Source organism: Enterobacter sp. PI-10, from assembly GCF_027947695.1.
Taxonomy (GTDB): domain Bacteria; phylum Pseudomonadota; class Gammaproteobacteria; order Enterobacterales; family Enterobacteriaceae; genus Enterobacter; species Enterobacter vonholyi.
In genome coordinates, this window is the sequence record NZ_JAJNOG010000003.1 from 1 (window position 1) to 22,436 (window position 22,436).

At 54.6% G+C, this 22,436-nt stretch carries 22 protein-coding genes; 14 read left to right on the forward strand and 8 right to left on the reverse strand.

Annotated elements, in window-relative coordinates; all coding sequences use genetic code 11:
- The first annotated feature begins 184 nt into the window (after positions 1-184).
- On the forward strand, positions 185-1,480 hold the full coding sequence (locus LRM19_RS08470; RefSeq protein ID WP_271368239.1) for an MFS transporter: 1,296 nt from the start codon (positions 185-187) through the stop codon (positions 1,478-1,480).
- On the opposite strand, the gene LRM19_RS08475 is transcribed toward LRM19_RS08470, so the two are convergent.
- From LRM19_RS08475 to trxC, 5 genes are all read right to left on the reverse strand, one after another.
- Entirely contained in the window at positions 1,477-1,800 is a 324-nt protein-coding gene (locus LRM19_RS08475) for a YfiM family lipoprotein (RefSeq protein WP_032643716.1), read from the reverse strand. The genes LRM19_RS08470 and LRM19_RS08475 overlap by 4 nt on opposite strands.
- Positions 1,801-1,845: 45 nt before the next feature.
- The gene (gene pssA, locus LRM19_RS08480) at positions 1,846-3,201 is read right to left on the reverse strand and encodes a CDP-diacylglycerol--serine O-phosphatidyltransferase (RefSeq protein ID WP_271368675.1); all 1,356 of its coding nucleotides are present in this window, start codon (positions 3,199-3,201) and stop codon (positions 1,846-1,848) included.
- Positions 3,202-3,311: 110 nt separating this feature from the next.
- The gene (locus tag LRM19_RS08490; protein WP_271368241.1) at positions 3,312-5,975 is read right to left on the reverse strand and encodes a bifunctional acetate--CoA ligase family protein/GNAT family N-acetyltransferase; all 2,664 of its coding nucleotides are present in this window, start codon (positions 5,973-5,975) and stop codon (positions 3,312-3,314) included.
- A 35-nt stretch (positions 5,976-6,010) separates the two neighbouring features.
- A complete protein-coding gene (tapT, locus tag LRM19_RS08495; protein WP_248174890.1) occupies positions 6,011-6,709 on the reverse strand; it encodes a tRNA-uridine aminocarboxypropyltransferase in 699 nt (232 codons plus the stop codon).
- Between the two features lie 69 nt (positions 6,710-6,778).
- Positions 6,779-7,198, reverse strand: coding sequence for a thioredoxin TrxC (trxC, locus tag LRM19_RS08500; RefSeq protein WP_111965120.1), 420 nt, complete (start codon positions 7,196-7,198; stop codon positions 6,779-6,781).
- A gap of 204 nt (positions 7,199-7,402) precedes the next feature.
- Here trxC and LRM19_RS08505 point away from each other — a divergent pair, with 204 nt between their 5' ends.
- Entirely contained in the window at positions 7,403-8,536 is a 1,134-nt protein-coding gene (locus LRM19_RS08505) for a tRNA/rRNA methyltransferase (protein ID WP_133294946.1), read from the forward strand.
- 40 nt (positions 8,537-8,576) lie between these two features.
- Here the strand turns inward: LRM19_RS08505 and ung are convergent, their stop codons facing one another.
- Positions 8,577-9,266 (reverse strand): uracil-DNA glycosylase, encoded by a 690-nt coding sequence (gene ung, locus LRM19_RS08510; RefSeq protein WP_133294945.1) that lies wholly within the window; start codon positions 9,264-9,266, stop codon positions 8,577-8,579.
- Between the two features lie 314 nt (positions 9,267-9,580).
- Here ung and grcA point away from each other — a divergent pair, with 314 nt between their 5' ends.
- The gene (gene grcA / locus LRM19_RS08515) at positions 9,581-9,964 is read left to right on the forward strand and encodes an autonomous glycyl radical cofactor GrcA (RefSeq protein WP_047652709.1); all 384 of its coding nucleotides are present in this window, start codon (positions 9,581-9,583) and stop codon (positions 9,962-9,964) included.
- A gap of 50 nt (positions 9,965-10,014) precedes the next feature.
- Here the strand turns inward: grcA and srmB are convergent, their stop codons facing one another.
- The gene (gene srmB, locus LRM19_RS08520; protein WP_023344704.1) at positions 10,015-11,343 is read right to left on the reverse strand and encodes an ATP-dependent RNA helicase SrmB; all 1,329 of its coding nucleotides are present in this window, start codon (positions 11,341-11,343) and stop codon (positions 10,015-10,017) included.
- 132 nt (positions 11,344-11,475) lie between these two features.
- Here srmB and trmN point away from each other — a divergent pair, with 132 nt between their 5' ends.
- The gene (trmN, locus tag LRM19_RS08525) at positions 11,476-12,213 is read left to right on the forward strand and encodes a tRNA(1)(Val) (adenine(37)-N(6))-methyltransferase TrmN (protein ID WP_271368244.1); all 738 of its coding nucleotides are present in this window, start codon (positions 11,476-11,478) and stop codon (positions 12,211-12,213) included.
- Here trmN and nadB read toward each other — a convergent pair.
- Positions 12,198-13,817 carry an L-aspartate oxidase gene (gene nadB, locus LRM19_RS08530; protein WP_143345407.1) on the reverse strand — a complete coding sequence of 540 codons (1,620 nt, stop codon included), beginning with the start codon at positions 13,815-13,817 and terminating at the stop codon, positions 12,198-12,200. The two genes, trmN and nadB, sit on opposite strands and share 16 nt — an antisense overlap.
- Before the next feature lie 344 nt (positions 13,818-14,161).
- On the opposite strand from nadB, the gene rseD reads away from it, so the two are divergent.
- The 10 genes from rseD to recO all read left to right on the forward strand — a co-directional run bounded on the left by rseD (position 14,162) and on the right by recO (position 22,431).
- Positions 14,162-14,245 (forward strand): rpoE leader peptide RseD, encoded by an 84-nt coding sequence (gene rseD, locus LRM19_RS21205; protein ID WP_223605340.1) that lies wholly within the window; start codon positions 14,162-14,164, stop codon positions 14,243-14,245.
- Positions 14,242-14,817 carry an RNA polymerase sigma factor RpoE gene (rpoE, locus tag LRM19_RS08540; RefSeq protein ID WP_006176728.1) on the forward strand — a complete coding sequence of 192 codons (576 nt, stop codon included), beginning with the start codon at positions 14,242-14,244 and terminating at the stop codon, positions 14,815-14,817. Before rseD ends, rpoE begins: the two co-directional genes overlap by 4 nt.
- 31 nt (positions 14,818-14,848) lie before the next feature.
- Entirely contained in the window at positions 14,849-15,499 is a 651-nt protein-coding gene (gene rseA / locus LRM19_RS08545; protein WP_008502186.1) for an anti-sigma-E factor RseA, read from the forward strand.
- A complete protein-coding gene (rseB, locus tag LRM19_RS08550) occupies positions 15,499-16,452 on the forward strand; it encodes a sigma-E factor regulatory protein RseB (protein WP_023308851.1) in 954 nt (317 codons plus the stop codon). The genes rseA and rseB overlap by 1 nt, the downstream gene beginning before the upstream one ends.
- Entirely contained in the window at positions 16,449-16,925 is a 477-nt protein-coding gene (gene rseC, locus LRM19_RS08555; RefSeq protein WP_271368260.1) for a SoxR-reducing system protein RseC, read from the forward strand. The genes rseB and rseC overlap by 4 nt, the downstream gene beginning before the upstream one ends.
- A gap of 185 nt (positions 16,926-17,110) precedes the next feature.
- A complete protein-coding gene (gene lepA / locus LRM19_RS08560) occupies positions 17,111-18,910 on the forward strand; it encodes a translation elongation factor 4 (RefSeq protein WP_008502183.1) in 1,800 nt (599 codons plus the stop codon).
- A gap of 15 nt (positions 18,911-18,925) precedes the next feature.
- Complete coding sequence (gene lepB / locus LRM19_RS08565) at positions 18,926-19,900, forward strand: signal peptidase I (protein WP_271368261.1); 975 nt, start codon at positions 18,926-18,928, stop codon at positions 19,898-19,900.
- Between the two features lie 222 nt (positions 19,901-20,122).
- Complete coding sequence (gene rnc / locus LRM19_RS08570; protein ID WP_003860711.1) at positions 20,123-20,803, forward strand: ribonuclease III; 681 nt, start codon at positions 20,123-20,125, stop codon at positions 20,801-20,803.
- Positions 20,800-21,705: a GTPase Era gene (gene era / locus LRM19_RS08575; protein WP_087449597.1), complete on the forward strand. Its 906-nt coding sequence runs from the start codon at positions 20,800-20,802 to the stop codon at positions 21,703-21,705. Before rnc ends, era begins: the two co-directional genes overlap by 4 nt.
- Before the next feature lie 18 nt (positions 21,706-21,723).
- Positions 21,724-22,431, forward strand: coding sequence for a DNA repair protein RecO (gene recO, locus LRM19_RS08580; RefSeq protein WP_271368676.1), 708 nt, complete (start codon positions 21,724-21,726; stop codon positions 22,429-22,431).
- Positions 22,432-22,436 lie beyond the last annotated feature (5 nt).

The window sequence follows — 22,436 nt, forward strand, 5'->3', positions numbered from 1 at the left end:
TAAGGTACGGGGTTTTTTGCTTTTGTTTTCCCACTCTGGCCTTTCTCTTAATCCCTTATCCTGCTAATGGAATGTGTGATCTCTGTCTCAATGTGATTTATAACAAAATTATAACATTTCATTTACGAGGTTATTGAGTCTCCTGGCTCAATACGCCGCAGTTTATGGCAGGAGCATAATCATAATGATAGAAAGCATGACATCAAACGGGACGCTGGGTCACAGTGATACCCGAAGAAGGGTATGGGCAATCGTCAGCGCCTCTTCAGGGAATCTGGTTGAATGGTTCGACTTTTACGTTTACTCATTCTGTTCACTCTACTTCGCACATATCTTCTTCCCCTCCGGCAACACCACAACGCAGCTGCTTCAAACGGCAGGGGTATTTGCCGCAGGATTCTTGATGCGACCCATCGGGGGCTGGCTGTTTGGCCGCATTGCGGACCGTCGCGGGCGTAAGGCCTCTATGCTGATCTCGGTGTGCATGATGTGCTTTGGCTCGCTGGTGATCGCCTGCTTACCGGGATATGAATCGATTGGCACCTGGGCACCGGCGCTACTTTTGCTGGCCCGCTTATTCCAGGGATTATCGGTGGGCGGTGAATACGGTACCAGTGCGACCTACATGAGTGAGATTGCACTGGAAGGCCGTAAGGGTTTTTACGCCTCATTCCAGTACGTCACGCTGATTGGCGGTCAGCTGCTAGCCATCCTTGTGGTGGTGATCCTGCAGCAAATTCTGACGGACGAACAGCTTCATGCCTGGGGATGGCGGATCCCTTTCGCAATGGGCGCAGTACTGGCGGTCGTTGCACTTTGGCTACGCCGTCAGCTAGATGAAACCTCTCAGAAAGAGGTCCGGATGCTGAAGGAGGCGGGAACATTCAAAGGGTTGTGGCGTAACCGCAAAGCTTTCCTGATGGTGCTGGGCTTCACCGCGGGCGGCTCTCTTAGTTTCTACACGTTCACCACCTATATGCAAAAGTACCTGGTGAACACCACCGGTATGCACGCCAACGTCGCCAGCGTGGTCATGACCGTGGCGCTGTTTGTCTTTATGCTCATACAGCCGATCGTCGGTGCGCTCTCGGATAAAATTGGTCGACGTACGTCGATGCTGATTTTTGGCGGGCTGTCGGCGTTATGTACCGTTCCTATTCTGACTGCGCTTCAGCATGTCTCTTCACCGTATGCCGCCTTTGCGCTGGTGATGGTGGCGATGGTGATTGTCAGTTTCTATACCTCAATCAGCGGGATACTGAAAGCCGAGATGTTCCCGGCGCAGGTTCGTGCGTTAGGAGTAGGGCTTTCTTATGCGGTAGCCAACGCGGTGTTTGGCGGATCGGCGGAGTACGTTGCGTTGTCGCTTAAGTCATGGGGAAGCGAAACGACATTCTTCTGGTACGTAACGGGTATGGGGGCTCTGGCTTTTATTGTTTCCCTGATGCTGCATCGCAAAGGGAAAGGTATCCGACTTTAATAGCGCGCCATTTGCCACACGGCGTAGCCGGTCGTTGCGCCGGCAACATCCCAGGCGAAATCTTTCCAGCTCCAGCCGCTCCCTGCGGGGCGGCTATCCCACAGTTCTTTTGATGCCCCAAGACCTACTGAGAACATCAGCCCGATCGCCGCGCTACGGTCCCGGCTGTATCCCTGATGCTGGGCATATTCATTACCGGCTGCGGACAACATCGCGGAAGCGAGGAAATGCTGTGCTTTATCCTGTCCGGACCAGCTATCGTTGGCCATATGGCTACAGCCACTCAGGAAAAGGACGCTCAGTAACAGAGGAATACGCATCAACGGGCTCCATAAAAAAGCCCTGCGGGTGACAGGGCCTGGATATTACAGAATACGGCTGATAAGTCGGTCGATACGGATACGACGTAAGCGGCGAATAAGCTTGCGAACTTTTACCGGATAATCGGCAATGCTCTGCAGTTCGCGGTAGTGATTCACCACGGTCGTATGGGTGCGAATCAGCTCCAGCTCGTGTTCACGTTGGGCGGCTAACTCATGCTGCGGGTCATGAATCAGGATAGCGTTTTCCAGATCCAGTCGCCATGCGCGCGGGTTCAGGTTGTTACCGGTCAGCAACATCCACTCATCGTCGACCCACATGCCTTTCAGATGGTAACTATTGTCTTCATCTTTCCAGAGACGCACAACCAGCTGGTCAGTGTTGACGTAATACTGTAAGCGGCTCAGGAAACGACGCAGGTTAATCTCATAGAGATAAGGCAGCGCACCGATGATTTTGAACGGCTGATCTTCAGGAATGAAGAAGTCGTTTGCCGTTTTATCACCAACGATAATTTCCACTTTTTTACCGTCGCGCAGCAGCTGAATGATATTACGCACCAGCACGGCAGGAAGGTTAAAGTACGGCGTACAGATGGTGAGTTTCTGCTCCGCACACGGCATCAGATGGAAGATCGTTTTGTTCAGCTGGCTTGATTTGCCGAGTCCTACCAGCGGTGTAACGGATAACTCTTCGTTGTTCGCATCGCCCTGGAAATGATAGACCGCATCACGCAGCTCCTGGCGGAAGGCGCGAACATCGTTTTTGATTTCCGGGCTTTTAGGACGCTCGGGATCGTCAAGGCGGTTAACGCCACGGCCGTGGACCAGATTTTTATCAACCCAGTTAAACATGATATCGGCCATCTGCGGATTACGGATCAGATGGTAGCGGTCGTAGCGATATTTATCGAGCTGATGAAGGTAGACATCATTGAGGCTGGCGCCGCTATACAGCACGCTGTCATCAATGATGAATCCCTTGAAATGAAGGACGCCGAGCGCTTCACGGGTATTAACCGGGACGCCATAAACAGGCACATCGACGCCAGGATTTTCCTGCGCCGTACGGCAATACCAGTCAGCATTGGTGTTTGACGCGGCAGCGCCAATACGGCCACGCTGAGCGCGATGCCAGTCTACCAGCACGCGAACATCAAGTTCCGGGCGCTGACGTTTGGCGTCATAGAGCGCGTTCAGGATCGCGCGCCCGCCTTCATCCTGTTCAAGATACAGTGCCACAATGCAAATGCGTCGTGTGGCGCTGGCAATCTTTTCCAGAAGCGTCTCCCGAAAATGAGCGGGAGCGTAAAAGAACTCTACATCATCAACTGACTGAGAAATCTTCGGTAGTTGAGCAAGGTGTTGTTGATGTTTATTACGCTTAAATTTTGACAACATCACAGTGCGTATCTTCTCTGTTCATTGAAGGGTTGTCTGTACCATGCAAACAACATAAGCGGACAATGATACCACCAGTCCCGTCCAAAGTGGGTAACATTTCCAGTAGCTTACTCGCGTTTGCTGGCTGATGTCAGACTAAGGGACAAGGCAACAATACCTTCGTCAAGCTGAATATCAACGTCAAACCCAAGTTTTCGCGCCAGGGTCACCATACCGCGATTGTTAGGCATAGTAATGCCATTAAGGCGTAACAATCCGTGATCTCGCGTATAACTGATGAGTTTTTCCAGCAACCGTCTTCCCAGACCCAGGCCTTTAAGATCGGAGCGCACCAGCACCGCAAACTCCGCATCGACGTTATCCGGGTCAGAAATCGCACGCGTAACGCCGAGGATCTCATCACCCTTATCGGCGCGACGAACGGCAACAAACGCCATTTCTCGATCGTAGTCGATCTGGGTCATATTGGCTAAATCATCGTGGGTAAATTCGTTGATTTCGCTAAAATAGCGATAATAAAGATCCTCTTTCGTGACCTGAGAGATAAAGGCTCGCAGCTGGGGCTCATCTTCCGGCAGAATAGGGCGGAACAAGGCGCGTTCACCATTTTTCATCTCAACCCACTCCTCCAGCTGCAGGGGATACGGGCGGATTGCCAGGCGACTCTCTCTGTCTCCTTCGAATGGTGCGATATCCAGAGTCACGTCCAGCGCCGTAAACTCATTGCCGGAGGCGAGCAGCGGATGAATGTCCAGCCGCTGGATCTCGGCACAATCTACAATCAGGTTAGAGACCTGCACCAGGAACTGACTTAGCCCGGCAATATCGAGCGGACGCAGCGCGCTCCGGCCGCGGATCTTTTTACTTTTAATCGCCTGAATAATCAGATAACGCGCCAGATTCATGTTAAGAGGCGGCAACGCCACCACGGCCTGCTCTTCCGGACGCCACTCAACGCCGCCTTCTCCCAGCATGATGAGCGGACCGAAGACGGGATCGTGTTCAACCACCACCCGTAATTCCTGAGCACCAGCGCGGTTGGCCATACTTTGCACCAGCAATCCGTGGATCCTCGCCTGCGGCCAGGCCATTTTGACCCGATCGAAAATGGCATCAGCTGCCTGCTGCACCTCCGTTGCCGTGCGCAGGTACAACATGACCCCCTGCACATCCGACTTATGCGGGATATCCGGGGAACGCAGCTTCAGGGCAACCGGATAGCCAATCTGCTCGGCAATATGCACGGCCTCAGCGCTGTCGCTGGCGATCCAGGTCGGCAGGGTTTGCATCCCGTAGCTGCCCAGAATCGGCTGGACCTCATGTGTATCCAGCGACGTTGCGCCTTCTTCAATGGCCTGCTGCAGCAGCCTGTGAACGTCAACGGTGTTGGCCGTCAAATTCCCGGGCAAGGCCGGCGTCTCGCGGAGCTGTTTCTGGTTACGGCGATATTCCACCATATGCATAAACGCGGTGATGGTGCCTTCCGGCGTGCGGTAGGTTGGCAACCCGGCCTCGCTGAACAGGCGCCGCGCCTCCTGAGAAGAAAACTCACCGCACCAGTTGGTCAGCAGGGTGACATATTTGCCTCGCGGATGGTTGCGTACGGCCTCAATGAGCGCGCGCGCGCTTTCACTGCCCGGCGCGACCGCGCTGGGTGAGTGGATAATCATCAGCGCATCGAAATCCTGGCTATCCAGCAAAATTGAAATTGCCTTGATGTAGCGATCGCTGCTGGCGTCATCGCGCAAATCAAGCGGATTGCCGGGCGTCACGCTGGTCGGAAGCGCTTCTTTCAGGCGCTGCAGCGTCTCTTCACTTAGCGTTGCCAGCTTGCCGAAGCGCCGCCATAGCTCATCCAGAGCGAGCGCGGCAGGGGCGGCACCGTTACTGACGATCATTAGCTTCTCGCCGCGCAACGGGCGCATATGGCTTAACGTCTCAACGGCGGAAAAAAGTTCGTGTGTATCCTGCACCCGCAGCAACCCCGCGCGCTGGATGGCGGCGTCCCAGGCGGGATCCATGCCGGAATGCGAATGCAGCAGGCGCTGTGCCGCAGGGCTTCGCCCGCTTTTGATCACCAGGATCGGCTTATTGCGCGAAGCGCTTCGAGAAGCCGAGACAAAACGACGCGCGTCGCTGAGGTGCTCAAGATAAAGCAGGATTGCACTGGTTTTGCCGTCACGTGCCAGAAAATCCAGCAGCTCATCAACATCGATATCCAGACTGTCGCCGAGAGCAATGAAGTAGGAGAATCCCATTTCTCGCTGCTGCGCCCAGTCGAGGATAGTGTTCGATACCGCTGCCGACTGCGAGATAAACGCGAGCTTGCCTTTGCGGATTGGTACCGGAGAGAAGCTGGCATTTAAGCCCTGCCAGGGGGCGAGCAGGCCGAGACTGTTTGGCCCAAGAATGCGCATTTGATAGCGGCTGGCACAGGCCAGAAGCTCGGCTTTCTGTTCAGGCGGAGACGAGAGAATAATGCAGGTTTTACAGCCTTTCTTGCCGAGCGATTCCAGCAGCTCCGGATTCCGTTTCGCGTTTGTACACAGTAAGGCCAGATCCGGTACGAAAGGCAGGCTCTGTACATCAGGCCATGCAAGCACTCCCTGAACCGCCTTATACGCCGGCGTGACGGGCATGACGGGACCATTAAATCCCCCGGCCAGCAGGTTGCGCATCATCAGATAGCCAGCACGATCCGGTTTCATTGATGCGCCGATGACGGCAATGGATTTAGGACGAAGTAGCGCTTCTAACCCTCGCTGGCTCATGCAGGCCTCCTGTGAATGCAAGCGACCTGATGATTTTAAACGCTTTCCGTCTCGGCTGCTGTGACGCTGCCCTTATGAACGGTTTTTCCCGCCAGATAGCGTTCCCGGAAACAGGAGAAATGGTTGCCCAGGGCGCCAGCCGCAGCGGTATCACCCGCCAGGTCCAGAAGCGCAATCGCCACTTCGGCGGTGCAGTATTGCCCGTCAGCATGCGCCTCTCGCAGACGGTAGGCGGAGACGCGGGAAAGGTCGACAGAAATAACCGGCAGCGCGTCGAGATACGGGCTTTTGCGAAACATTTTTCGCGCTTCGGTCCAGGTGCCGTCCAGCATAATAAATAGCGGCGGTTTACCGGGTGGCGGCGTCGAAAGCACCTGGCGATCCACGCCTGCATAAGAGGCGGGGAAAACGACCATCGGCTGATAGTCCGGGCTAGCCACTAAGTCGAGCAGGGCCTGAGGGGGCTCCGTTCGGGACCACTGAAAAGCCGCGGTATCCGGGAGAATATCGGCGATAAGGCGTCCCGTATTGCTGGGCTTCATCGGCTCGGTATCGAACATGACCAGACAAAAACGGCTCTGTGCCGAACTCGGGGCCAGCGTCTCGCACAGGCAAACCTTCAGTGGCAACAGGCAGCGCTGGCAGCGGCGAATACGGTTTCCGCGCGCGAGGAATGGTCGAGTGGCGCGCGCAAGGCGTTCGGCGCGTAATTGAAGAACAGCGTTATCAGTCATGGGCGAAATGCAGGAAAAACCCTATTTTCGCAGAGGCAGGAGCGGGGCACAAGATGTGCCCCGTGAATGTTACAGCGACTCGTTTAACCAGCTTTCAAAAGGTGCTTTTGGAACTGCACCGTTGAGCATATCGATCACCTCACCATTTTTAAAAATCATAATGGTCGGGATGCTGCGGATGCGAAAACGGGCGCTTAGTTCGGGTTCAGCTTCAGTGTTGACCTTAACGAACCGCATTTTTCCGTTTCGCTCTTCGGCCACATCTTCGAAGATTGGCGCGAAGCTACGGCAAGGGCCGCACCATGGCGCCCAGAAATCGACCACGACAGGAAGATCGTCCTTGAGGAGTTTGTCCAGCGTAGCACCCGTTGCGTTAATGACGTCGCCATCAAACAATTCATGGCCGCAACGTCCGCATTTCGCACCATCTTCCATCCGATCGTCCGGAATGCGGTTAAGAGCCTGACAGTTGGCACATACGGTATTCATAACTAACCTCTGATAGAGCCGTGGGACAGCGGCGGAACGCCGATAATGTTTCTAATATGTTACATATTATCAATGAGCCTGTTTGAAACAACAATGCGTTTTATTCAATGAGAACAATAGTCACAGGCTTTTGTATGAAATTATGGCTATGCGCTGGCACATCGGGTAATCTGCGCGCTTCGCGCAGCGCTGGTGGAGAAAAGCATGAACGACGAAATGAAAAACAAAAGCGGCAAGGTCAAAGTGATGTATGTCCGCAGTGATGATGACTCTGATAAACGCACCCAAAATCCGCGTACCGGAAAAGGTGGCGGGCGTCCGGCGTCTTCTTCTCGTGCTGACGGTGGCCGTCGCCCCGCCCGCGATGACAGAAATAACCGCGGTGATGACCGCAAACGTGACGATCGTAAACGCGATGAACGTCCGCGTTCCGACCGCCCGCGTAGTGACCGTCCACGCGATGACCGTCCGCGGGAAGACTTCTCACGTGATAACGCCTCCCCGTGGCGTACCGTTTCTCGCGCCCCTGGCGATGAGACGCCGGAAAAAGCCGATCACGGCGGTATCAGCGGTAAAAGCTTTATCGACCCGGAAGTGCTGCGCCGCCAGCGTGCGGAAGAGACCCGCGTGTATGGTGAGAACGCCTGCCAGGCGCTGTTCCAGAGCCGTCCTGAGTGTATCGTCCGCGCCTGGTTTATCCAGAGCGTAACCCCGCGCTTCAAAGAAGCGCTGCGCTGGATGGCCGCGAACCGTAAAGCCTACCACGTGGTTGATGATGCTGAGCTGACCAAAGCCTCCGGTACTGAACACCACGGCGGCGTTTGCTTCCTGATCAAAAAACGTAACGGCACGACCGTGCAGCAGTGGGTCAGCCAGGCGGATGCCGATGACTGTGTGCTGGCGCTGGAAGATGTGGGCAACCCGCATAACCTGGGCGCAATGATGCGCAGTTGCGCGCACTTTGGCGTGAAAGGCGTGCTGTTGCAGGATGCTGCACTGCTGGAATCCGGTGCCGCGATCCGTACTGCGGAAGGCGGAGCCGAGCACGTGCAGCCGATCACCGGCGACAGCGTGCTGGATGCTCTTGAGCAGTTCCGTAAAGCGGGCTATTCCATCGTGACCACCTCGAGCCATGCCGGTACGCCGCTGTTTAAAGCGACGCTGCCGCGTAAAATGGTGCTGGTATTAGGTCAGGAACGTGATGGTCTGTCTGACGCGGCGCTCTCCAGTGCGGATCTGAGCGTCTCTATTGATGGGACAGGCAATGTAGAAAGTCTGAACGTATCCGTTGCTACCGGCGTACTGCTGGCCGAGTGGTGGCGTCAGAATAAGGCATAAGCCTCTTCATGTGCCGGGGCATACCCGGCACATTCAATTACTACTCGCTCTCAGCCGGTAGCACTGGCATCCAGTCAATGGGCGTTTCGCCACGTTTTTCCAGCCATTCGTTCGCCAGAACAAAATGATTACTGCCAAAGAAACCGCGATGTGCAGACAGCGGTGACGGGTGCGGCGCTTTCAACACGTGATGGCGCTGACGGTCAATAATCTCCCCTTTCTTCTGCGCATGCGATCCCCAGAGTAAAAACACGACCCCTTCACGATGCTCGTTGATCAGGCTGATGACTTTATCGGTGAACGTCTCCCAGCCCAGGCTGGCGTGCGAGTGCGCCTGGCCAGCCCGTACGGTGAGTACCGTATTCAGTAACAGCACTCCCTGACGCGCCCAGCTTTCCAGGTAGCCGTGGTTTGGCCGGGTAAACCCGGGCACGGTTCCTTCAAGCTCTTTATACATGTTGAGCAGAGAAGGGGGGATCGCCACGCCCGGACGTACGGAAAATGCCAGCCCATGCGCCTGGCCCGGGCCGTGATAAGGATCCTGGCCCAGAATGACCACTTTCACATCGCTCAGTTCGGTGTAGCGAAAGGCGTTGAACACGTCTTTCTGCGGCGGGTAAATCGTCTGTCCTGACTGACGCTCAGCGGCAACGGTGCTGAGCGTATTGATAAAATAAGGCTGCTGCTTTTCTTCTGCCAGCACGTCATGCCAGGTTAAAGGTGTTGTCATCTCGCTCTCCTGCGAATCTCAATCTGTCACTAGCTTACCTGTTTAAACCCGGTGAGCAAAATTACACGCTGAAATGTGCGCTAAGTGGCTAAATTTATGTTGAAAATGTGCAGGTAAAATTGAATTGGTAAGGTCGTGAAATTGATCTAAAACAATAAATTCAAACCACACTCTTTATGTGGTTGGTGTTTTTGTTGATTTAAATCAATAAATCACCGGGGTGTGAATGATATATATACACACAAGAAACAATGGTTTTACCAATTGGCCGCGAGAGGCCGACATCAGTTAATGTAGCCTAAGGGAGGCAACACATGATTACAGGTATCCAGATTACTAAAGCTGCAAATGACGATCTGCTCAACTCTTTCTGGCTGCTGGACAGCGAGAAAAACGAAGCGCGCTGTGTCGTTGCGAAAGCGGGTTTTGCTGAAGATGAAATCGTGCCGGTGAACAAACTGGGCGAAATCGAGTACCGTGAAATTCCAATGGAAGTGAAACCGGAAGTGCGCGTGGAAGGTGGTCAGCACCTGAACGTAAACGTACTGCGTCGCGAAACGCTGATGGACGCGGTTGAGCACCCAGAAAAATATCCACAGCTGACCATTCGCGTGTCTGGTTATGCGGTACGCTTTAACTCACTGACTCCAGAACAGCAGCGCGACGTCATCGCCCGTACCTTTACTGAAAGCCTGTAACGGCTTCTGCAGGGGGGAATAAAAAAGCCGGGGATTTCCCCGGCTTTTTTTTACTCTTCAGTTTTCGTCTCTGGTGCGGCAGAGCTTGGCTTACGTCGCTTACCAATATTCTTGGTGTCGCGGTGGCGCTGCTTCACGCGCGGTTTCTCTTTTTCTTTCTCTTTTCTCTCAGCACGTTTCGCGAGCGCTTTCTTGGACGGTTTACCCGTCATTTTTTCACTCGGCGCACGCGTGGTTGGGCGCAGGCCATCAATAACGCGCGCTTTCAGCGGCTCGTCAACATAGCGGCCAATTTTCTGCAGCAGCAGGTAGTCATGCGCTTCAACCAGTGAGATAGCAATACCTTTGCGGCCCGCGCGACCGGTACGGCCAATACGGTGCAGATAGGTATCGCCGCTGCGCGGCATATCGAAGTTAATCACGTGGCTGACGTCCGGAATGTCGATCCCGCGAGCGGCCACGTCTGTGGCAACCAGCACGTTAACGCGGCCATCGGTCAGGCGCTTAATGCCTTCGGTACGCTTGATCTGCGCCATCTCGCCTTCAAGATAGCAGTTATTGATCCCGGCGTTACGCAGCATTTCTGCCAGCTCGTGCACGCGCTCGCGCTTACGCACAAACACGATTGTGCGCAGCGCATCTTCCTGCTTCAGCAGGTGTTTCAGCAATTCGACCTTGTGCTCAAGGTTGTCCGCGCGGTAGTACCACTGGTGGATCTTCTTACGCTCACGGGTGGACGGCGTCGCCGACACTTCTACCGGATCTTCCAGCAGACGCTCGGCGAAGTCTTTAATCGCTTCCCCTTCGAGGGTGGCAGAGAAGAGCATCGTCTGGTTACGCCAGCGTGTTTCCCCGGCAATGTGCTCGATATCCTGTGCAAAGCCCATGTCCAGCATGCGGTCGGCTTCGTCGAGGATCAGCGTTTCAACCGCGCGGCAGTCGAAGTTCTCTTCTTTAATGTACTGCAGCAGGCGGCCCGTCGTCGCAACGACGATGTCCTGGTTTTCGCTGAACACTTCTGCGTGGTTCATGTACGCGACGCCGCCGGTAATGGTGGCGATATCCAGATGAGTATTTGCCGCGAGTTCACGCGCGTGATCGGCAACCTGCATTGCCAGTTCGCGCGTCGGCGTCAGGATTAAAATACGCGGCGGGCCAGATTTTTTACGCGGAAAGTCGAGCAGATGCTGCAACACAGGCAGCAAATAGGCTGCTGTCTTCCCCGTGCCGGTTGGCGCAGAACCGAGCACATCGCGGCCCTCAAGCGCAGGCGGAATGGCCGCTGCCTGAATGGCGGTCGGGCGTGTAAAGCCTTTGCTCTCAAGTGCATTGAGCAGGCTTTCATCGAGTTCAAGTTCGGAAAAAGTCGTTACAGTCATGTTCTACCTCTGTGTGGGGCGCTGATTATAGACGTTACGGCTGTAATCTTCATCTGTTTGTATGGATATCGCTTTTCGGCCACTTCGCTTTCCCCTATGCTACTCCAGTTTCACTTAGAAGGTTGCCCCGACATGTCTCAACTCAAAGCGCAGCTGCGCCGCGATGGTTTTACGTTTAAACAATTTTTTGTCGCTCACGATCGCTGTGCCATGAAGGTCGGTACGGACGGTATTTTACTGGGTGCATGGGCGCCTGTCGCAGGGGTTAAGCGTATTCTTGATATCGGTACCGGCAGCGGGCTGGTGGCGTTAATGCTGGCGCAGCGCACGGAAGAGCATGTCACCATTGATGCCGTCGAGCTGGATGCGCGAGCGGCAGATCAGGCGAATGAAAATGTAGCCGAATCCCCCTGGGCTGCCCGCATGAAAGTGGAATGCGCAGATGTGCTCGCCTGGGCGCCTGAACAAACCGCGCGTTACGATCTGATCGTCAGCAACCCTCCTTACTACGAGCCCGGCGTTGAGTGCGGTACCCCCGAGCGTGAGCAGGCGCGTTATACCGGTTCCCTCGATCACAAGGCCCTGCTCACCAGTGCGGCCGAGCTTATCTCCGAAGAAGGTTTTTTCTGCGTGGTCCTGCCTGAGAGTACCGGCAACACGTTCATCGGTATCGCGCAGGAGATCGGCTGGACGTTACGCCTGCGTACCGATATTTCGGATACGGAAGGACGACTGCCGCACCGCGTGCTGCTGGCGCTCTCGCCGAAAGAGGGGGAATGCTTTAACGATCGAATGGTGATCCGTGGGCCAGACCAGCGTTATTCCGAAGATTACACTGCCCTGACCCAGGCGTTTTATCTGTTTATGTAAACCTGCGGGGCGAGTATCGACGGGCCGGACTCAGCAAGCTGATTCGGGTAGTCCAGGGTGTAGTGCAGCCCGCGGCTCTCTTTACGCATCATCGCGCAGCGGACGATCAGCTCGGCAACCTGCACCAGATTGCGCAGCTCCAGCAGATTATTGGATACGCGGAAATTGGCATAATACTCATCAATTTCCTGCTGCAGCATAGTGATGCGGCGCAATGCGCGTTCAAGACGTTTTGTGGTGCGCACAATTCCGACGTAGTCCCACATAAACAGCCGTAGTTCATGCCAGTTGTGCTGGATCACGACCAGCTCGTCCGGGTTATCCACGCGGCTTTCATCCCAGGCTGGCAGGTGCTCAGTCTCGCGGGCGTAGGGCATGCGCTTCGTGATGTCTTCTGCGGCCGACCAGCCGTACACCAGACATTCAAGCAGCGAGTTAGAAGCCATACGGTTCGCGCCGTGAAGCCCGGTATAGCTGACCTCACCGATAGCATAAAGTCCGTCCACATCGGTACGCCCATGATCGTCAACCATTACGCCACCGCAGGTATAGTGGGCGGCTGGCACAATCGGCACCGGATCGCGCGTTAAATCAATGCCAAGATTGAGCAGCTTTTCATAAATCATTGGAAAATGCTGGCGAATAAACGCTGCTGGCTTATGGCTGATATCAAGATACATGCAGTCAACGCCAAGACGCTTCATTTCATGATCGATGGCGCGAGCAACGATATCGCGGGGAGCCAGTTCGCCACGGGCGTCAAAGTCCGGCATAAAGCGGGTGCCGTCAGGGCGTTTCAGATAGGCGCCTTCGCCGCGCAGGGCTTCCGTCAACAGGAAGTTGCGCGCCTGAGGGTGGAACAGGGCGGTTGGGTGAAACTGATTGAACTCAAGATTCGCCACCCGGCAGCCGGCGCGCCAGGCCATAGCGATACCGTCTCCGGAGGCAATGTCCGGGTTCGTGGTGTACTGATACACTTTGGAGGCCCCGCCCGTAGCCAGTACTACAGCCTTTGCCTGACAGGTTTCCACCTTCTCTTTATTACGGTTCCAGACCCAGGCGCCCACCACGCGACGCGTGCCGGGAAGGCCAATCTTGTCAGAGATAATCAGGTCAACGGCATTACTCCGCTCAAGAACCCGAATATTAGGATGGTTCAGTGCTTTACCGACCAGCGTGGTTTCCACTTCTTTTCCGGTGGCATCTGCTGCGTGCAGGATGCGGCGGTGGCTATGGCCGCCTTCGCGCGTCAGGTGGTAGCTCTCTTCACCGTTGGGTTGAACCTGCGTATCGAATAACACGCCCTGGTCGATGAGCCACTGCACGCAATGACGGGCATTGCTGGCGACAAACTCTGCGGCGTGTGCATCCACGATCCCGGCCCCGGCAATCAGCGTATCTTCAACGTGGGATGCAATGCTGTCTGTCTCATCAAACACCGCGGCAATACCACCCTGGGCATAAAACGTGGAACCCTCGCTTATCGGCCCTTTACTCAGAACGATAACGTTTTGATGCTCGGCCAGGCGCAGCGCCAGAGAGAGACCGGCAGCACCGCTGCCGATGATCAGTACATCACAATGGAGTTCAGGTGTTGTGTTCATGATTTTTGTTTAATTTACTAAACAGTGTTGGGTCAGAATAGCACTCGAATGCGATATATCGCACGTATTTTTTTAGCGACTGTTGCAATGGCTAAACGCTTAAGTTGAGGTAAACGAAGGGTAAATGAGTGAAATTATTTTGCGAAGCAGATCGTTAGCGTCAGATTTTGTGGTGAAATAAAGCCTGTGTTGCGTTACTCTTCTGGCGGGAAAAAGATGTTTCTTGTCAGAAACTGGTGCGTATCGTGAACAGACTTATAATGAGAGAAAATGAACAGTCTGCGGCGCGATGAACAAAAACAAAGGCGTTACGGAACTTATTGAAGATCAGACACTCTAATTCGGTGCTTGCTCAAAGTGCGGTATTTTTAGAGTGGCGTTTCGATAACGCGTGGAATTTAGGTTTGGGGAGACATTACCTCGGATGAGCGAGCAGTTAACGGACCAGGTCCTGGTTGAACGGGTCCAGAAGGGAGATCAGAAAGCCTTTAACCTACTGGTGGTGCGCTACCAGCATAAGGTGGCGAGCCTGGTTTCCCGTTATGTACCGTCAGGCGATGTGCCTGATGTGGTGCAAGAGTCTTTTATTAAGGCCTATCGCGCGCTGGATTCTTTCCGGGGAGATAGTGCTTTTTATACCTGGCTGTACCGTATTGCGGTCAATACGGCAAAGAATTATCTGGTCGCTCAGGGTCGTCGTCCGCCTTCAAGTGATGTTGACGCAATTGACGCCGAAAACTTCGAAAGTGGCGGCGCATTGAAAGAAATTTCGAACCCTGAGAACTTAATGTTGTCAGAAGAACTGAGACAAATCGTTTTTCGCACGATCGAGTCGCTCCCGGAAGATTTACGCATGGCAATTACGTTACGGGAGCTTGATGGTCTGAGCTATGAAGAGATAGCCGCTATCATGGATTGTCCGGTCGGCACGGTACGTTCACGAATTTTCCGTGCGCGAGAAGCTATTGATAATAAAGTTCAACCGCTTATCAGGCGTTGACGATAGCGGGATACTGGAAAAGGTATTAGGCATGCAGAAAGAAAAACTTTCCGCTTTAATGGATGGTGAAACGGTAGATAGTGAGCTGCTCAACGAGCTGTCTCATTCTCCCGAAATGCAAGAGACCTGGGAGAGTTACCATCTCATCCGTGACACCCTTCGCGGTGACACCGGCGAGGTTCTCCATTTCGATATCTCAGCCCGCGTAATGGCGGCGATTGAGAATGAGCCTGTTCATCAGACCACTCCGCTGATTCCTGAAGCTCAACCCGCACCTCACCAGTGGCAGAAAATGCCATTCTGGCAAAAGGTGCGCCCGTGGGCCAGCCAGCTTACCCAAATGGGTGTGGCTGCATGCGTATCGCTTGCAGTTATTGTTGGCGTCCAGCACTATAATACTCAGTCTGAAACTAATCAGCAGCCAGAAGCGCCAGTGTTTAACACACTGCCGATGATGGGCAAAGCCAGCCCGGTAAGCCTGGGCGTACCGGCTGATGCTTCCGCCAGCGGCGGCCAGCAACAGCAGGTTCAGGAGCAGCGCCGTCGCATTAATGCGATGTTGCAGGATTACGAGTTGCAGCGTCGTCTGCACTCTGAACAGCTTCAGTTTGAGCAGGCGCAGACACAGCAAGCTGCTGTGCAGGTGCCCGGAAACCAAACTTTAGGAACGCAATCGCAGTAATGAAGCAACTTTGGTTCGCCATGTCTCTGATGGCGGGTAGCCTGTTCTTCTCTGCCAACGCCTCGGCTGATGTATCATCCGGGGCGTTGTTGCAGCAAATGAATCTGGCCAGCCAGTCACTCAATTACGAGTTGGCATTTATCAGCATCAACAAGCAGGGCGTCGAGTCGTTACGCTATCGCCATGCCCGTCTTGATAACCAGCCGCTCGCCCAGCTTTTACAGATGGATGGTCCGCGTCGGGAAGTTGTCCAGCGTGGTAACGAAATCAGCTATTTCGAGCCCGGCCTGGAGCCTTTCACGCTGAATGGCGACTATATCGTTGATTCCCTGCCGTCACTCATTTACACCGACTTCAAACGGCTTGCCCCTTACTACGATTTTATTTCGGTAGGGCGTACGCGTATTGCGGACAGACTATGCGAGGTGATCCGCGTTGTCGCCCGGGATGGAACGCGTTACAGCTATATTGTCTGGATCGACGCTGAAACTAAACTCCCGATGCGTGTAGACCTGCTTGACCGTGACGGTGAAACGCTGGAACAGTTCCGCGTTATCTCCTTCAGCGTGAACAATCAGGTTGGCAACAGCATGCAGAATCTGGCTAAGGCCAGCCTGCCGCCGCTGCTTTCTGTTCCTGCCGGGGATTCCGTTAATTTCAACTGGGTACCTGCCTGGATCCCACAAGGGTTTAGCGAAGTGTCCAGCAGCCGTCGTCAGCTGCCAACGATTGAAACGCCGGTGGAATCGCGCCTCTATTCAGATGGTTTGTTCAGCTTCTCGGTGAATATCAATCGCGCAACGGCAAACAGCGCTGAACAAATGCTGCGTACCGGGCGCCGTACGGTGAGTACAACGGTACGCGATAATGCAGAGATCACCATTGTGGGAGAACTCCCTCCGCAAACGGCGAAGCGTATTTCCGACAGCATTAAATTCAGGGCAGCACAATGATCAAAGAGTGGGCGACGGTTGTCTCATGGCAGAACGGCATTGCGCTGGTGAGCTGCGATGTTAAAGCCTCATGTAATAGCTGCGCATCCCGCGCTGGCTGTGGCAGCCGCGTGCTGAACAAGCTCGGGCCACAAACATCGCACACGATTTCAGTGCCAAGCGAACAGCCGCTGATGGCCGGGCAGAAGGTGGAACTGGGCATCGCGGAAGGCAGCCTGCTCAGCTCCGCTATGCTGGTGTATCTCTCTCCGCTGGTCGGCCTGTTTATCATGGGTGGTCTGTTTCAGATGCTGTTTGGTACCGATATGGCCGCTATGTGCGGTGCCGCATTGGGTGGCGTGGGGGGATTCTGGCTTGCCAAAGGTCTCTCCCCAACGCTTGCCGCGCGCGAGGAGTGGCAGCCTGTCATTCTCAGCGTTGGGCTGGCGCCAGACCAGCTTCGTATTGAAACGCTCTCTTCTGAGGCCCGGTGATCCATCGGGCTTTATCTTTTTTTACACCCTAAAACAGAAAACGTCCTTTCTTCACGCTATACCAGTCTCTAAGTGCATTTCCAGGTAGCGAGGATGTAGTGTAGAATGCTGCGTTTTCGCACTGAAAAACGTCAGGCTAAGAACAGCGGCCTCCAGGAATTCGTAAGGCATAATTATTTAACTATATGAAGAACATACGTAACTTTTCGATCATTGCTCACATTGACCACGGTAAGTCGACGCTGTCTGACCGTATTATCCAGATTTGCGGTGGCCTGTCTGATCGTGAAATGGAAGCCCAGGTTCTGGACTCCATGGACCTGGAACGCGAACGCGGTATCACCATTAAAGCGCAGAGCGTTACGCTTGATTACAAAGCGGCTGATGGTGAAACCTATCAACTAAACTTTATCGACACCCCAGGCCACGTTGACTTCTCCTATGAAGTTTCACGCTCGCTCGCGGCCTGTGAAGGCGCGCTGCTGGTGGTGGATGCCGGGCAGGGCGTTGAAGCCCAGACCCTGGCAAACTGCTACACCGCGATGGAAATGGATCTCGAAGTTGTGCCGGTTCTGAACAAGATCGACCTGCCAGCCGCCGATCCTGAGCGCGTAGCGGAAGAGATTGAAGATATTGTCGGTATTGACGCGACCGATGCCGTGCGCTGCTCCGCGAAAACTGGTGTCGGCGTCACCGACGTGCTGGAGCGCCTGGTGCGTGATATTCCGGCCCCGGAAGGCGATCCGGATGCCCCGCTGCAGGCGCTGATTATCGACTCCTGGTTCGATAACTATCTGGGCGTTGTCTCCCTTGTGCGTATTAAAAACGGCACCATGCGCAAAGGCGACAAAATCAAGGTTATGAGTACCGGACAGGTCTACAATGCCGACCGTCTGGGTATCTTCACGCCAAAACAGGTTGACCGCACCGAGCTGACATGCGGCGAGGTAGGCTGGCTGGTCTGCGCCATCAAAGACATCCTCGGCGCGCCGGTGGGCGATACCCTGACCGGTGCGCGTAATCCGGCAGAAAAAGCGCTGCCAGGCTTTAAAAAGGTGAAGCCGCAGGTTTACGCGGGCCTGTTCCCGGTCAGCTCTGACGACTACGAAAACTTCCGTGATGCCCTTGGCAAGCTGAGCCTGAACGATGCCTCCCTGTTCTATGAGCCAGAAAGCTCAACGGCGCTGGGCTTCGGCTTCCGCTGCGGCTTCCTTGGTCTGCTGCACATGGAGATCATTCAGGAGCGTCTGGAGCGTGAATACGATCTGGACCTGATCACCACCGCGCCGACGGTAGTGTATGAAGTTGAAACCACCTCGAAAGAAGTGATCTACGTCGACAGCCCATCCAAGCTGCCGCCGTTGAACAATATTCACGAGCTGCGTGAGCCGATTGCCGAATGTCACATGCTGCTGCCGCAGGAGTTCCTGGGCAACGTCATTACGCTGTGTATTGAGAAGCGCGGCGTGCAGACCAACATGGTTTACCACGGTAACCAGGTGGCGCTGACCTACGAAATCCCGATGGCGGAAGTGGTACTCGACTTCTTCGACCGTCTGAAGTCGACCTCCCGTGGCTATGCATCACTGGATTACAACTTCAAACGCTTCCAGGCCTCCAACATGGTGCGTGTGGACGTGCTGATCAACGGCGAGCGTGTGGATGCGCTGGCGCTGATCACCCACAACGACAATGCGCCTTACCGTGGCCGCGAGCTGGTTGAGAAGATGAAAGATCTGATCCCGCGTCAGCAGTTCGATATCGCGATTCAGGCGGCCATTGGCAACCATATTATCGCGCGTTCCACCGTGAAACAGCTGCGTAAAAACGTTCTGGCGAAGTGCTATGGCGGTGACGTCAGCCGTAAGAAAAAGCTGCTGCAGAAGCAGAAAGAAGGTAAGAAGCGTATGAAGCAGGTCGGTAACGTCGAGCTGCCGCAGGAAGCATTCCTTGCCATCCTTCATGTTGGTAAAGACGGCAAATAACCCTAAGGAGTTGGCATGGCGAACATGTTTGCCCTGATCCTGGTCATTGCTACCCTGGTGACAGGTCTGCTGTGGTGTCTGGATAAGTTTATCTTCGCCCCAAAACGTCGCGAACGTCAGGCTGCCGCACAGGCAGCCACTGGCGATGAGATTGACGCGAAAACCCTGAAGAAAGTCGGCCCGAAACCGGGCTGGCTGGAAACGGGCGCCTCGGTATTTCCGGTGCTGGCGATTGTGCTGGTGGTACGTTCGTTTATTTACGAGCCGTTCCAGATCCCATCAGGTTCAATGATGCCAACGCTGCTGATCGGTGATTTTATTCTGGTAGAGAAGTTTGCCTACGGCATTAAAGATCCGATCTACCAGAAAACGCTGATCGAAACCGGTCATCCGAAACGCGGCGACATCGTGGTGTTCAAATATCCGGAAGATCCGCGCCTCGACTACATCAAGCGCGCGGTAGGTCTTCCGGGTGATAAAGTGACTTACGATCCGGTTGCGAAAGAAGTCACCGTTCAGCCGGGCTGCAGCTCCGGTACCGCATGCGAAAACGCGCTGCCAATCACCTACTCAAACGTTGAGCCAAGTGATTTTGTGCAGACCTTCGCCCGTCGTAACGGCGGCGAAGCGACCAGCGGATTCTTCCAGGTACCGAAAGGTGAAACCAAAGAGGACGGCATCCGTCTGGTTGAGCGCAAAGAGACGCTGGGCGATGTGACGCACCGTATCCTCACCGTGCCAATCGCGCAGGATCAGCTGGGTATGTACTATCGTCAGCCGGGCCAGCAGCTGGCGAGCTGGATTGTACCGCCAGGACATTACTTCATGATGGGTGACAACCGCGATAACTCTGCGGACAGCCGTTACTGGGGCTTTGTGCCGGAAGCGAATCTGGTCGGTAAAGCTACCGCCATCTGGATGAGTTTTGAGAAACAGGAAGGCGAGTGGCCGACCGGTGTTCGACTGAGTCGTATCGGCGGAATCCATTAATTCTCAATAAATGAACGCGTAGCCGCTTTAATTAGCGGCTACGCGAATTATTTCCACGATAAATCTCTTCGAACTAACGACATCCCCTGTCGTTGTGTATAGAATATTCCCCCGAAGTTTAAGGTTGGCCCTGCAAGGGTGCCACGGCACACGAAACCGCGTTGGTTTTCTCAGGTCGGTTTCGTGTGCTGCATTTTTGACGCATTCATTTATTGGTATCGCATGAACCCCATCGTAATTAATCGGCTTCAACGGAAGCTGGGCTACACTTTTCATCATCAGGAGTTGTTGCAACAGGCATTAACCCACCGCAGTGCCAGCAGCAAACATAATGAGCGTCTCGAGTTTTTAGGCGACTCTATTTTAAGTTTCGTGATTGCGAATGCGCTTTATCATCGTTTCCCGCGTGTGGATGAAGGGGATATGAGCCGCATGCGCGCCACGCTGGTTCGGGGTAATACCCTTGCGGAAATCGCGCGCGAATTTGAACTGGGCGAATGTCTGCGTCTTGGGCCGGGTGAACTGAAAAGCGGCGGCTTCCGTCGTGAATCTATTCTTGCCGATACGGTCGAAGCATTAATTGGTGGTGTGTTCCTGGACAGCGATATCCAGACCGTAGAAAAGCTGATCCTTAACTGGTATCAGACCCGTCTGGACGAAATCAGCCCGGGCGATAAACAAAAAGATCCGAAAACGCGTCTGCAGGAATATTTGCAGGGTCGTCATCTGCCGCTGCCGTCTTATCTGGTGGTGCAGGTTCGTGGCGAAGCGCACGATCAGGAATTTACCATCCATTGCCAGGTCAGTGGCCTGAGTGAACCGGTGGTGGGCACAGGTTCAAGCCGTCGTAAGGCTGAACAGGCTGCCGCCGAACAGGCGTTAAAAATGCTGGAGCTGGAATGAGCGAAGAAAAGACCTATTGCGGATTTATTGCCATCGTCGGACGTCCGAACGTTGGCAAATCCACTCTGCTGAATAATCTGCTTGGGCAGAAGATTTCTATCACCTCGCGTAAGGCGCAGACCACGCGTCACCGCATCGTCGGTATCCATACTGAAGGCGCGTATCAGGCGATCTACGTCGATACCCCGGGCCTGCACATGGAAGAGAAGCGTGCCATCAACCGTCTGATGAACAAGGCGGCGAGCAGCTCAATTGGCGACGTGGAGCTGGTGATCTTCGTTGTGGAAGGCACCCGCTGGACGCCGGACGACGAGATGGTGCTGAACAAGCTGCGTGACGGCAAAACGCCGGTCATCCTCGCGGTCAACAAAGTGGACAACGTGCAGGAAAAAGCCGATCTGCTGCCGCATCTGCAGTGGCTGGGTAGCCAGATGAACTTCCTCGACATCGTTCCGCTGTCTGCAGAGACGGGTCTGAACGTGGACACCATCGCGGGCATCGTGCGTAAGCATCTGCCGGAAGCGATTCATCACTTCCCGGAAGAGTACATCACCGATCGCTCTCAGCGCTTTATGGCGTCTGAAATCATTCGTGAAAAGCTGATGCGTTTCCTGGGCGCTGAACTGCCGTATTCTGTGACGGTGGAGATCGAGCGTTTCCAGAGCAACGAGCGTGGTGGCTACGACATTAACGGCCTGATCCTCGTTGAGCGTGAAGGGCAGAAGAAGATGGTGATCGGCAATAAAGGCGCCAAGATCAAAACCATCGGCATTGAAGCCCGTAAGGACATGATGGAGATGTTCGAAGCGCCGGTTCACCTCGAACTGTGGGTGAAAGTGAAATCTGGCTGGGCCGATGATGAGCGTGCTCTGCGCAGCCTCGGTTACGGCGAAGACCAGTAACTCAAGACGACGAGTATGATGGAAGGATGGCAGCGCGCCTTCGTTCTGCATAGTCGTCCCTGGAGCGAAACCAGCCTGATGCTGGACGTCTTCACGGAAGAGTCGGGCCGCGTGCGCCTTGTTGCCAAAGGCGCACGTTCCAAACGTTCTAACCTGAAAGGCGCCCTACAGCCTTTCACGCCGCTGCTGGTTCGCTTTGGTGGGCGAGGGGAAGTTAAAACCCTGCGCAGCGCCGAAGCCGTCTCCCTGGCGCTTCCTCTCTCCGGCATCACGCTCTACAGCGGTCTGTATGTCAATGAACTCATCTCTCGCGTTCTTGAACATGAGACTCGCTTCTCTGAACTTTTCTTTGATTATCTGCACTGTATCCAGGCGCTGGCTGGCGCAACCGGCACGCCCGAGCCTGCGCTGCGGCGTTTTGAGCTGGCGCTGCTGGGTCATCTTGGGTACGGGGTCGATTTTCTGCACTGTGCGGGCAGCGGTGACGAAGTGGAAGACTCCATGACCTACCGCTACCGCGAAGAAAAAGGCTTTATTGCCAGCGTCGTGATCGACAACAGCACCTTTACCGGGCGCCAGCTCCGGGCGCTGTATGAGCGCGAGTTTCCCGATCGGGAGACCCTGCGCGCAGCAAAACGCTTTACCCGGATTGCCCTCAAGCCGTATCTTGGCGGCAAGCCCTTAAAGAGCCGCGAATTATTCAGGCAGTTTCTGCCGAAACGTTAGACCAC